This window comes from Pseudooceanicola profundus, from assembly GCF_054919315.1.
Window position 1 is genome coordinate 3,984,052 of sequence record NZ_CM142898.1, and the last position, 11,303, is coordinate 3,995,354.

Annotated in this window: 12 protein-coding genes; 7 read left to right on the forward strand and 5 right to left on the reverse strand. The window is 63.9% G+C overall.

The features are described from left to right. The first annotated feature begins 69 nt into the window (after positions 1-69). The 7 genes from ACX9MO_RS18200 to ACX9MO_RS18230 all read left to right on the forward strand — a co-directional run bounded on the left by ACX9MO_RS18200 (position 70) and on the right by ACX9MO_RS18230 (position 7,525). Positions 70-594, forward strand: a complete 525-nt coding sequence (locus ACX9MO_RS18200) for a 2Fe-2S iron-sulfur cluster-binding protein (protein ID WP_462212859.1) — start codon at positions 70-72, stop codon at positions 592-594. Then, positions 591-1,562, forward strand: a complete 972-nt coding sequence (locus ACX9MO_RS18205) for an FAD binding domain-containing protein (RefSeq protein WP_462212860.1) — start codon at positions 591-593, stop codon at positions 1,560-1,562. Before ACX9MO_RS18200 ends, ACX9MO_RS18205 begins: the two co-directional genes overlap by 4 nt. Further along, a complete protein-coding gene (locus ACX9MO_RS18210) occupies positions 1,559-3,748 on the forward strand; it encodes a xanthine dehydrogenase family protein molybdopterin-binding subunit (RefSeq protein WP_462212861.1) in 2,190 nt (729 codons plus the stop codon). The genes ACX9MO_RS18205 and ACX9MO_RS18210 overlap by 4 nt, the downstream gene beginning before the upstream one ends. A gap of 17 nt (positions 3,749-3,765) precedes the next feature. Then, positions 3,766-4,353 (forward strand): exopolysaccharide biosynthesis protein, encoded by a 588-nt coding sequence (locus ACX9MO_RS18215; protein WP_462212862.1) that lies wholly within the window; start codon positions 3,766-3,768, stop codon positions 4,351-4,353. 121 nt (positions 4,354-4,474) lie between these two features. After that, a complete protein-coding gene (locus tag ACX9MO_RS18220; RefSeq protein WP_462212863.1) occupies positions 4,475-4,852 on the forward strand; it encodes a glucose dehydrogenase in 378 nt (125 codons plus the stop codon). 16 nt (positions 4,853-4,868) lie between these two features. Beyond that, positions 4,869-6,989 (forward strand): pyrroloquinoline quinone-dependent dehydrogenase, encoded by a 2,121-nt coding sequence (locus ACX9MO_RS18225; protein ID WP_462212864.1) that lies wholly within the window; start codon positions 4,869-4,871, stop codon positions 6,987-6,989. A 206-nt stretch (positions 6,990-7,195) separates the two neighbouring features. After that, positions 7,196-7,525: a hypothetical protein gene (locus ACX9MO_RS18230; protein ID WP_462212865.1), complete on the forward strand. Its 330-nt coding sequence runs from the start codon at positions 7,196-7,198 to the stop codon at positions 7,523-7,525. 38 nt (positions 7,526-7,563) lie between these two features. Here the strand turns inward: ACX9MO_RS18230 and ACX9MO_RS18235 are convergent, their stop codons facing one another. The 5 genes from ACX9MO_RS18235 to ACX9MO_RS18255 form a co-directional block, all read right to left on the reverse strand. After that, positions 7,564-7,968 carry an MBL fold metallo-hydrolase gene (locus tag ACX9MO_RS18235; RefSeq protein ID WP_462212866.1) on the reverse strand — a complete coding sequence of 135 codons (405 nt, stop codon included), beginning with the start codon at positions 7,966-7,968 and terminating at the stop codon, positions 7,564-7,566. A 246-nt stretch (positions 7,969-8,214) separates the two neighbouring features. Next, positions 8,215-8,718 carry a MarR family winged helix-turn-helix transcriptional regulator gene (locus ACX9MO_RS18240; RefSeq protein WP_462212867.1) on the reverse strand — a complete coding sequence of 168 codons (504 nt, stop codon included), beginning with the start codon at positions 8,716-8,718 and terminating at the stop codon, positions 8,215-8,217. A gap of 152 nt (positions 8,719-8,870) precedes the next feature. Further along, on the reverse strand, positions 8,871-9,680 hold the full coding sequence (locus tag ACX9MO_RS18245; RefSeq protein ID WP_462212868.1) for a DUF305 domain-containing protein: 810 nt from the start codon (positions 9,678-9,680) through the stop codon (positions 8,871-8,873). A 106-nt stretch (positions 9,681-9,786) separates the two neighbouring features. After that, positions 9,787-10,773 (reverse strand): c-type cytochrome, encoded by a 987-nt coding sequence (locus tag ACX9MO_RS18250; protein ID WP_462212869.1) that lies wholly within the window; start codon positions 10,771-10,773, stop codon positions 9,787-9,789. Next, entirely contained in the window at positions 10,770-11,270 is a 501-nt protein-coding gene (locus ACX9MO_RS18255; protein WP_462212870.1) for a cytochrome c oxidase assembly protein, read from the reverse strand. The genes ACX9MO_RS18250 and ACX9MO_RS18255 overlap by 4 nt, the downstream gene beginning before the upstream one ends. Positions 11,271-11,303: the final 33 nt, after the last annotated feature.

The window sequence follows — 11,303 nt, forward strand, 5'->3', positions numbered from 1 at the left end:
GACATCTCGCTGTTGGAACGAAGACCTATTTCATTCGTTGGTTTGAAATAACCGCCAAAGGAGAGCTCCATGAAAACGTCCTTCACCGTGAATGGCTCGCCCTTCTCGCTTGATCTCGATCCACGCGTCACACTTCTCGACGCCCTGCGCGACCACCTGAACCTGACGGGCAGCAAGAAGGGCTGCGACCACGGTCAGTGCGGAGCCTGCACAGTGCTTGTCGACGGTCGCCGGATCAATGCGTGTCTGAGCCTCGGCGTGATGCACGACGGCGACGAGATCACAACGGTCGAAGGTCTTTCCAAGGACGGTCGCTCTCCCCTGCAATCTGCATTCGTGCGTCATGACGGTATGCAATGCGGTTATTGCACGCCGGGGCAGCTATGCTCCGCCACCGCTGTCTTTCGCGAAATCGCGGAGGGTTGGCCCAGCCATGTCAGCGAAACGCTCGACGGCCCCTACGCATTGACGCGCGAAGAACTGTCCGAACGGATGAGCGGCAATATCTGCCGCTGCGCCTGCTACCCGGGGATCAACGCGGCGATCCTCGAAATTGCCGAGGAAGACGTCGGTTTTGCGGAGGCCGCGGAATGAAACCTTTCGACTATCAGCGCCCCGACACCCTCTCTGGCGCCCATGGCGCCGCCCGTGACGGCGCGACCTTCATCGCCGGCGGCACCAACCTGATCGACCTCATGAAGCTCGAGGTGATGGCACCCGATACTCTTGTCGATATCTCGCGGCTGGGCCTTGACCGGATCGAGCCGCACGGCGACGGTCTGCACGTCGGGGCGACGGTGACCAACTCTGACCTCGCAGCCGACTTGCGCATCCGTCGGGACTATCCGGTGCTGGCGCGCGCCCTCCTCGCGGGGGCCTCCGGACAGCTTCGGAACAAGGCGACCACCGGTGGCAACCTACTCCAGCGGACGCGCTGTCCATATTTTTACGACACCGCCACGCCCTGCAACAAACGCAGCCCCGGCTCTGGCTGCGCGGCTCTGGGCGGAGAAATGCGCAACCATGCGGTTTTGGGGACCTCTGAGCATTGCGTCGCCCTGCATCCGTCCGACATGGCGGTGGCGATGCGCGCGCTCGACGCGATGGTCGAGGTTGAGGGCGCGGAGGGCGTGCGTCGAGAGCTTGCCTTGGACGACTTCTACCGACTGCCCGGCGATCGGCCGCATCAGGAGACAACGCTGGACGCCGGTGACCTGATCACAGGCGTGATCCTTCCCGCCACCTTCGGCGGGCGCCAGACCTATCGCAAGGTGCGGGACCGCGCCTCCTATGCCTTCGCATTGGTCTCGGTCGCCGCGACCGTGCGGATGGAGAATGATCGTATTTCGAACGTCGCACTCGCGTTCGGTGGCATCGGGACGCGGCCATGGCGTGACCCCGACGTCGAGGAGCTGCTGACCGGGGAAACCCCCACCACCGCGCTATTCGAAAAGGCTGGAGACATTCTGATGAAGGACGCTGTCCTGCGTGAGGGGCTGGAATTCAAGGACACGCTTGTCCGCCGCCTGCTGACCGCGACCCTGACGGAGATGACCCAATGACCTTTGATCTGAAGATCGACGAGCCGCATCCCGAACACCGCGCCGACGGCCTCGCGCAGGGCCTGCTGGGACAGGACAACGACCGGCCCGACGGATGGCTCAAGGTCGCCGGGACCGCGACATATGCGGCAGAGGAACAAGCCGACAGTATGCTGCACGGGTTCCTGGTGCGCGCACCGAAGATCGGCGCAGTCTCCTGCCCGAATGTCGACGACGTGCGCGCCATGGAGGGTGTTCGCAGCGTGCTGCGGGACCCGCGCATGATCCGCAACGCCGCCCAGGGCACCGCCAATGAAGCCCCGGTTCAGGGCGTCGACCGTGCGGCCTATGTCGGTCAGCCCGTTGCGCTTGTCGTGGCCGAAAGCTTTGAGCAGGCCCGCCATGCAGCGCAGGCTCTGGTCGTATCCGTCGAAGAAGAAGACAAGCCCGTCCAGCCCGATGCAGTCGAGCCCGAAAAGCCGGAAGACAAATCAACCGAGCTCGGCGATCTGGATCGAGCCATGTCCGAGGCAGTCTTCGCCGTCGATGCCGTCTACACCACTCCCTCCATGGTATCGGCAGCAATGGAGCCACATGCGGCCACCGCGCATTGGGATGGAGAGACGCTGACGCTGCGCGGATCGCTCCAGATGCTGAAGTTCAACCGCAATGAACTGGCCGATAGCGTTGGCCTCGACCCGAAACATGTTCGCGTGCTGGCGCCCTATGTCGGCGGCGGCTTCGGGTCCAAGCTGGGCATTTCAGCGGATTGTGTCGCGGCTGCGCTCGCCGCGATGGAACTGAAACAGCCCGTGCGCGTCGTCCAGCACCGCCGCAACGTGTTCGAGGTTAACACACGGCGTTCAGAAACCCGCCAGCACATCCGTTTGGCCGCGGATGCCGAAGGCCGCCTGACAGGGCTGGGTCACGAAGCGCTGGTGTCGAACCTCCCGGACGAGGAATTCTCCGAACCCGTCATACAGGGCAGCCACTTCGCCTATGCCGCCGCGAACCGGACGCTCGGCATGAAGGTCGCGCGCATTCACCGGTCCGCAGCCGGCTCGGTCCGCGCACCGGGGGAATCCGTCGGCGTAACAGCATTCGAGGTCGCGATGGATGAACTGGGGCAGGCAGCTGGGGTTGATCCGGTGGACCTGCGCCTGCGCAACATCCCCGAAAAAGACCCCGAGAGCGGCAAGCCCTTCTCCTCGCACTGCCTGGAAGCGGCCCTGCGCCAAGGGGCGGACGCCTTCGGCTGGTCGCACCGCCACGCCGCGCCGCGTCAGCAGCGAGAGGGCGAATGGTGGATCGGCACCGGCATGGCAGCAGCCTTCCGGGTCAACATGGTGATCGAGGCCGAGGCGCGTATCAGTCTGACCCGTGACGGCGCAACCGTGATGTCGGACATGACCGACATTGGCACCGGCAGCTACGCGATCTTCGGCCAGATCGCCGCTGAATTGCTGGGCCTCCCACTGGATCGCATCGACGTGCAACTGGGCGACACCCGTTTTCCGCCCGGCTCCGGCTCTGGCGGGTCGTTCGGCGCGGCCTCGACCGGCACCGCCGTCTGGCTTGCGGGAATGGAGATCCGCAAGCAGATCGCCGACCGGCTCGGCTGTTCCGAAGCGGAACTGACCTTGCAGGACGGCATGGCCACCTACGCCAATAAGCGCGCCTCCCTGCGTGATCTGCTGTCGGATGAGCCGATTGCGGGCCACGGCCATGTCGAACCCGGCGAAGCGGCAGAAAAGGTCCGGCAGGCCACCTTCGGCGCGCATTTCGCAGAGGTTGCGGTCAGCGATGTCACCGGCGAGGTCCGCGTGCGGCGCATGCTGGGCAGTTTCGCAGCAGGCCGCATCCTCAACCCGCGCACGGCCACGTCGCAGTGTCATGGTGGTATGACCTGGGGCATCGGGATGGCCCTCACCGAAGAGCTCACGCACGACCGCCGAGACGGCCATGCCGTGAACCGGGATCTGGCGGGCTATCACCTGCCCGTCAACGCCGACGTGCCCGCCCTTGAGGTGCATTTCGTCGAGGAACTGGACGACTGGGCCGGTCCGATGCAGGCCAAGGGCATCGGAGAACTGGGCATCTGCGGCGCCGGCGCGTCGATCCTGAATGCGGTCTACAACGCCTGCGGGGCGCGTGTGCGGGACATGCCCGCGACGCCGGATCGGGTGCTGGCCGCCCTGCCATCGTAGCGGGATAGGGTGGCGCCATGAGTGATACAACGAGTGATCAGACACACGCGTTAAGCGATGTCCTCGACACGCTCGAGGCGTCGCTTGAGGGCGACAGCGTTACGGTCGAACATGTTGTCGACAAGCTGGGCCGCGCCTCCTTTGCTTCGGTGATGCTGATTTTTTCACTGATCTCGACCTCGCCTGCCAGTGCCATTCCCGGGGTCACGGCGGTGGTTGCAATGCTGGTTCTACTCCTGATCGCCCAGATGATGATCGGGCGAGAGAGCGTATGGCTCCCTGACTTCGTCTCCCGCAAACGCATGGACGCAGACAAAGTGCAGCAAGGCATCAACTGGCTGCGCAAACCCGTCGCTTGGGTCGAACGGTTCATCAGGCCACGGCTGACATTCCTGTTCCACCGGCCATGGCTCTGGCTGCCAATGATCCTGATCGCTGCGTTGACGCTGTTCATGCCGTTCATGGAGATCGTGCCGACCTCCGGGTCCATCGCATCAGCCGTGATCGCCCTCTTCGCAGCGAGCCTTCTCACCCACGACGGAGTGCTGGCCTGTCTGTCTTTCGGTTTGCTTCTGGTCGTTCCGGTCACGCTCTATTTCGTCTGATCCGGCTCGATCCACTGCGACGTTTCGGCTCCGGGACGGAACAGACCAGCCGTCAACCCGTTGGTCTATCATGCGCCCTTCGTGCGCTTGATCATGCCCGACCGATCAGAAGGAGGCCCCCATGTTCGACATCACCGCATCCCCCGCCAATCCTCCGGGACATGAAACCTCATGGGGCGTCAAGATACTCGGATGGGTCTGCGTTCTCTTCGGTGCGGTCATTCTGGCGGGCGGGGTCTGGCTGATCTTGCTGGGCGGGAGCTGGTATTATGGCCTCGCCGGCCTTGGCCTTGCTGCCACTGGCGTCCTACTGAACCGCTACATGATGGAAGCCATCTGGCTCTATCTCGTGGTTTGGATCGGAACGGTTGTCTGGGCCTGGTGGGAAGTCGGAGCCGACTGGTGGGCCGAGGTCCCACGCCTTGTCGCTCCGACCGTGATCCTCATCCTCGTGCTGTTCTGCATACCGGCACTGAGGCGCCACCCCTCCAAACTTTGATACGGATTTGCTTCAGATGACACGTTTTGTCCCCTTGGCCGCTGCCGTCCTCCTCGCTGGCACATTGCCGCTTCAGGCGCAGCAGGCGACCACCCCTGACATGCAGCAACCCGCGAACGGTGCTGCCGAAGACCCCTCCCCCTCAGAAGACGCGGCGGTTTCGCCCCCCCCCGAAGAACAGGCCACAGAAGAAGCTACAGCAGACGGCGCCATCGCCGCTGCCCAGCCCTCAAGGGAGGTCGGGAGCGACTGGCCCTATTGGGGCGGCGACGCACAGGCGACCCGCTATTCACCGCTGGACCAGATAACGCCCGAAAACGTAGGTCAGCTGGAACAGGTGTTTACCTTTCACACTGGCGATCTTCCCAAAGGCACGGCGGAGGGCAAATATTCACCCGAGGTTACGCCCCTCAAGGTCGGTGACGACCTGCTGATGTGCTCCGCGATGAACATCCTCATTTCGGTCGATGCCGCCACGGGAGAGGAAAACTGGCGTTTCGATCCGGGCGTGCCGAACCAAGCGATCCCCTATGGTGCCACATGCCGTGGCGTCTCGGTTTATAGCAATCCGGACGCCGCCGAAGGTGATGCCTGCGCAACGCGCGTGATCCAGGGCACGCTCGACGCCAAGCTGGTCGCCGTTGACGTCGAAACCGGAGCGCCCTGCGAAGACTTCGGCGAAAACGGCACTGTCGACATGTGGCAGGATATCGGCGAACGCGTGCCCGGCTGGTATGCGGTCACCGCACCCCCGGCCATCGTGCGTGGCGTCGTCGTGACGGGCGCACAGGTCAAGGACGGTCAGGCCGAGGACGCGCCTTCGGGCGTGATCCGTGGCTATGACGCCGTGACTGGTGAACTGGCGTGGGCCTGGGATCTGGCTGCACCCGATGAGAACCGCAACGGCCCGCCGGAGGGCGAGGTCTACACCCGCGGCACGCCGAACATGTGGACAACAGCTGTAGCGGATGAAGAGCTCGGACTGGTCTACCTGCCAATGGGCAATTCCTCGGTGGATTATTACGGCTCCAACCGCAGCGATGCCGAGAACGAATACGCCACGTCGCTCGTCGCGCTCGACGCGACCACCGGCGAAGAGGCATGGCACTTCCAGACCGTGCGCCACGACATTTGGGACTACGACCTTGGGTCTCAGGCCTCCCTGATTGACTATCAGGGCACCCCGGCGGTGCTCCTGCCGTCCAAACAGGGTGACATCTACATCCTGAACCGAGAGACCGGTGAGCCGCTGACGCCGGTCGGGGAACTCACCGACCTGCCGAAGGGTGAGGTCGAGCCGGATTACATCTCGGACACGCAGCCGGTAAGCGAATGGCACACGCTGCGAAAAGACCCGCTGGAAGAAAAGGACATGTGGGGTTTCACCCCTATCGACCAGCTTTGGTGCCGCATCCAGTTCCGCCGGGCGAATTACGACGGCTTCTTCACGCCGCCTTCCACCGACAAACCATGGATCCAATATCCCGGCTATAATGGTGGGTCCGACTGGGGGTCGGTGGCGATCGATACAGACCGCGGGATCATCATCGCCAATTACAACGACGTGCCGAACTACAACCGGCTTGTGCCGCGTGATGAGGTGACGTCCAAACCCATCAACGAGATGGAGACCGGCGAAAGCGGCGGAGCAAATGCCGAAGGTGCCGCAGACCCGCAATCCGGCGCCCCATACGGCATCAGCGTCAATGCGGGTTGGCGAAACGACCTGACCGGCGTGCCATGCACGCGTCCTCCCTACGGCGGTATCCGCGCAATCGACCTCGAAACCGGCGAAACCCTCTGGGACCGCCCTCTGGGCACAGCACGGCGAAATGGTCCGTTCGGCATCCCGTCCTTCCTGCCCTTTGACATCGGCACGCCGAACAACGGCGGGTCCGTGGTGACCGCTGGCGGACTGGTCTTCATTGCCGCGGCGACGGACAACCTGTTCCGCGCCATCGATATCGAGACCGGAGAGACCGTCTGGTCGACAGTTCTGCCAGCTGGTGGACAGGCGAACCCGATTACCTACGAGGTCGATGGTCGCCAATTCGTCATGGTAAGCGCCATGGGTCATCACTTTATGGAGACGCCCGTGGGCGACGAGGTGATCGCCTGGGCCCTACCAGAGGGCTGATCGTCCAGAATAGCAGACTGCGCGCGGCGGCAGACCAAGGTCTTGCCGCGGCCGCTGTATCTGCTGATCACGCGGGGGGCGGTCGGGACAGACGCAACTGTTTCGCCAGCGCCCTGCCTCGCAGGCAAATGCCCGCCCTGCGTCGGCGTGGCACGGAATTCCGCAAGCAGACTGCCGTTGATCATGTAGGAGCGAGGAGCATTCCTATGACCGATACCAAGGCGAAAGCCCCCGAAGATCGCACGACCGAGACGTCCGACCAACTGCGCGATGAGATCGACAGAGGCGGAACCGGCGACAAGGTCGCGTTCTCCGACCCTGCCGCGGCCCCCTTGGGCACAGACGACGAGGCCGGAGGGCACCCGCCCGACCCCGATCAGGTCAGACGCGCCGCCGCACACGAAACGCCGCGCGCAAACCCGGAAGACAGAAAGAAAGGTCCGGCGGAGTTGCAAGGCAGCAGGCTGAGCCCCCGGCTTCTGGTTGTTGCTGCCGTCTCCGGGATCGCGCTGATCGTGGTCGTGTTGGCGCTGTAGAAGCAACCCCCACACATGGGACGACCTCCCGCAGTCCCTCAGGCACTCTCCCCGGCTTTAAGGCGCCCGATAATCCGGTCGAGGTTCGACGCGGCCTCTTCGCGGGTTACCGCATAGCCATAAGGCGAACCATCCTCGACACCCCAGGGAACGAGGATATCAAAATCGATCTCCTTCAATGCCGCAAGGCTGCCCAGATAGGCCGCCCGATCGCTGTCGCTCAGGAGAACCGCCCTCCATTCACCGTTCCGCACCCACAGACTGTCTCCCGGAAAGAGCAGGCGATGGTCTCCGTTGTTCCAGAGGAAGGTCGTGGTTCCCGGCGTATGACCGGGCGTCGGGATAATTTCCAGATCATCATCGATCATTTGGCGTTCCGAAAAGGTGCCGGCGATGGCCATGTCGACATTGGCGCGGTCCGCCTCATTGATCCAGACGGGCAAATGGAGGCGCGGCGCGCCATACGATGGTGGTTCATGAGAAGGCGCTCAGGCCGACCCATTTCACGGATCTCGTCAGCAGCCTCACTGATGCCCGGGGCATTGAAGACGATGACGTTGCCCCGCAGCCTCTCAAGCACGAAAGCGCGAACCACGACGCCGTCGAGGAAGGGCAACGGTGCACTCGGGGTCCCGTGCAGACCTCGGATCGTGGATTGCAGTCCATTGGAGGTGCCGTCGATGGTGAGCTCATCCGTCATCGGTCGGTCTCCTTTGCTTTCGGCTGGGCAAGCTATGGCTTCGGCCCGCCGGCGGCTGGTCCGAGAGGTGCGCTTCGATGCGGCGCAGTGCCTGCGTCGTCGCGGCGATCATGTCAGGGTCCAGCCCGGCATCGCTCAGGGCCGCGCTCCAATGCTCGCGCATGCGAAGGCTGTTCTTCTCCGCCAAATCAGTTGGGTGCAGAAGTGCGATGCGCGCGTCTTCCGGGTCGCTCCGCCGCTCAAGTAAGCCCTTCGCCACGAGGCTCTTTGACACCCGTGCGAAGTTGCTGGTTGGCAGGCCGCAGGCATCGGCCGCGGCACGCGCGGATACTCCGGGGTTTCGCCCGACAAACCGCATCACGCTGATTTCAACCGGCGTGCAGGGCCCCGGCTCCAGATCAAGCGGCGCCGGGAGCCGCCGCGCCACCGCGTGGACCAGATCAACCAACTCGTAAAGCTCCGTGGACTGTCTTTCAGCCATGACATCGGCCATTTGCTATTATGCGATAGTTTTTATTTAATACCCAACACCGTCACTTCAAGGCGGCCCTCCTTCAAGCAAGCCGCAGCGCGCGTCACATCCTGTTCACTGGCGCGGTGACCGACACGATTTGCGGAAATCCTCTGAATACCCGGATGATCCGGTCAGCCGTCGCAGGACCACCACCCGCGATACCCCGACGAGGGGCCGGGATCGAAGGCGAACGTCAGGGTCGCGTCAGACCGAAAATCCGGATCGTCCCTCGACGCGACGGAGATGCTGAGACCTTGGGTCTCCCATGTCCCATCCTCACCTTCCAGCGGTAGAAGCACGCCACTGACCTGGGCCACCGCTTGTCCCGCGTCGTCCGTCCACAGGATCGGATCGGCTTCGGGCGCACGGCGGAACTGACAACCCATCCCGGAGATCACCTTTGCGGCGTCCTCTCGGGCAACCGGCGTCGGATCAAGGGGCGACAGCTGCACATTTCGTCGCGCCTCCTCCATCGTGCCGACACTGGACGGTTCATCTTGATATGCACCCGCGACAGTCCGGCCGGCTGCGGTTTCAGCCACGAGATACCGCATCTCGGCGATTTCCTTTCTCTGAGCCGACGCGATCTCATCTGCCAGCCGTGCCACGCGGGCATCTTCGATCCCCGCCCGTTCAGAGGTCATGATCGCAATCGAATGATGCGGCATCATGGCCCGCATGTAACTGGGGCCCGACACGGTCACCTGACTCCGCACGAGCCAGAGCGCAAACCCCGACACGACGACCGCCCCTGCGAGAATGGCGAAGTTGGCTGCCCGGTTCGGATACATCCCCCACATCCAGAGCATCATGACGATCGCCATGACGCCCCCCATCAGGATCGCCATGTAGACGCGTGTTTCGGAATAGAACACATGCGCGGAGGAGTAGGTGTTCAGATACATCAGACCCAGCATGACGATGGTCGACGTAAGGATCATGAGGGCAAAACGGAGATATGGCATTGCGGCCTCCGGCTGGCTTGGAAATGGTGTGTGGATGACAGATCAACTCAACGTAATCCGCGATGTTCCGCTGGTGGCTTTTCTAACGCCCGACACCAGCAAAATAGCGGCTCAGGGTCTTGATATCCTCGGTCGTCAGATCCCGCGCCGCCGCAGCCATGAGCGCATCATGGTCAAGGGTTCCGTCCCGCCAGAGCTTCAGCTGGGCGACGAGATAGGCCTCGTTCTGACCGAATAGCCGAGGGCCCTTGCTTGGTTGCTGTCCACCGTGGCAGGCGAGGCAGGCAGGCACATCACGGGTGCCCTGCCAAGCCAGCGCCGCGCCCGGCCCCTCCCCCGGCGCCGGGTCCGGAGCAGGGGCGGCGGGCTTGGCTGAGAGCGCCTCCGCCAGCTCTGCAAAGCTGTCCTCCGACACCCGGGTCGCCGCCTGCGCCATGATCCCGCTCGGCCTCTCTCCGGTCAGATAGGAATCAAGCTGCGCTTCGAGGTATCCGGCAGACTGGATGTCCAGCCGGGGCACCGGGCCGCCGATATCCCCGTGACAGCTTTGGCAATAGGCCGTGCCGGTCAGGGTTGGCGAAGGCATCTGAGGTGCCGTATCTCGCTTGATCGCTTCCAGGAACGCAACGACGGCCCAGACCTCGCCACCCCGCGCCTCGACGGGCCAGGCCGGCATGCCGGTCATCTTGGCCCCGTTCTCGACGATCCAGTGCATTTCGTTCGCCTCCCAATGCACAACGGCCTCGTTGATGGGCGGCGGCGCGGGCACCATCGATTGGGCTGTGGCGCTGCGCGTTTCACCCGGCGCGCCGTGGCACATCGCGCAGGCCGTCGCGTAGTGCCCGGCACCAAGGGCGATCAGGTTCGGATCGTCCAGCGGCGGCACCTCTTCGGGCGCGGGTGCGCGCAAGGCGACCGAGTTGCGGAAGGTCGTGTGCAGCACCCAGGAGACACCGGGCAGATGGCCCACCTGCGCCGACACGTTGTAAAGGCCAAACCCCACGACCGCCGCCGCGCCCGCAAGCCCAAGTCCGCCCAACACCGCCAATGTCAGCAGAACCCGCCTCATGCGACCCCCCTTTCCCGCAGGGCCTGCCCGGTCAGCCACAGCCCCGCGATCAGGTAGATCGGGGTTCCGATGGCCAGCATCAGCATGCCCCCGATCTGCTGCCCCGAGAGATCGGGCGCGGTGCCGCAGATCTCGGCATAGATGTCGCGCGGCGCCAGAACCAGCAGTGCCCCAAGCAATGTCATGTGCATCGAGGTCAATAGAAGCCCTCCCGCCCCGGCGAGGGGCTGGTCACGCCGCAGACAGCTGGCCCAGACCAACAGGCCGACAACAAGGAAGCTGACCTGTTCGGCCGCGAACCCCAGACCCTGCAACCGCCCGAGGGCATGCGCGGCAGGCAGATGCCAGCCCCAGACCACGAGGAATTCCCCAAGGGCCGCGGCGAGCGGCGGCACCGCCATACGATCGGCGGTATCCGGCAGGGCCAGCACGATCAGCGGCGCGGCCAGGGCGACCAGCACCATGTGCCTGATCATATGCGCGGCGAAGATCGGCATGTATATGTCCAGCGGAACCAACCAGACGACAGC

Excerpts from the sequence above, each read along its gene's own strand:
- ACX9MO_RS18200 (WP_462212859.1), top strand. The coding sequence starts at position 70 with ATGAAAACGTCCTTCACCGTGAATGGCTCGCCCTTCTCGCTTGATCTC.
- ACX9MO_RS18205 (WP_462212860.1), top strand. The coding sequence starts at position 591 with ATGAAACCTTTCGACTATCAGCGCCCCGACACCCTCTCTGGCGCCCAT.
- ACX9MO_RS18210 (WP_462212861.1), top strand. The coding sequence starts at position 1,559 with ATGACCTTTGATCTGAAGATCGACGAGCCGCATCCCGAACACCGCGCC.
- ACX9MO_RS18215 (WP_462212862.1), top strand. The coding sequence starts at position 3,766 with ATGAGTGATACAACGAGTGATCAGACACACGCGTTAAGCGATGTCCTC.
- ACX9MO_RS18220 (WP_462212863.1), top strand. The coding sequence starts at position 4,475 with ATGTTCGACATCACCGCATCCCCCGCCAATCCTCCGGGACATGAAACC.
- ACX9MO_RS18225 (WP_462212864.1), top strand. The coding sequence starts at position 4,869 with ATGACACGTTTTGTCCCCTTGGCCGCTGCCGTCCTCCTCGCTGGCACA.
- ACX9MO_RS18230 (WP_462212865.1), top strand. The coding sequence starts at position 7,196 with ATGACCGATACCAAGGCGAAAGCCCCCGAAGATCGCACGACCGAGACG.
- ACX9MO_RS18240 (WP_462212867.1), bottom strand. The coding sequence starts at position 8,718 with ATGGCCGATGTCATGGCTGAAAGACAGTCCACGGAGCTTTACGAGTTG.
- ACX9MO_RS18245 (WP_462212868.1), bottom strand. The coding sequence starts at position 9,680 with ATGATCCTTACGTCGACCATCGTCATGCTGGGTCTGATGTATCTGAAC.
- ACX9MO_RS18250 (WP_462212869.1), bottom strand. The coding sequence starts at position 10,773 with ATGAGGCGGGTTCTGCTGACATTGGCGGTGTTGGGCGGACTTGGGCTT.
- ACX9MO_RS18255 (WP_462212870.1), bottom strand. The coding sequence starts at position 11,270 with ATGCCGATCTTCGCCGCGCATATGATCAGGCACATGGTGCTGGTCGCC.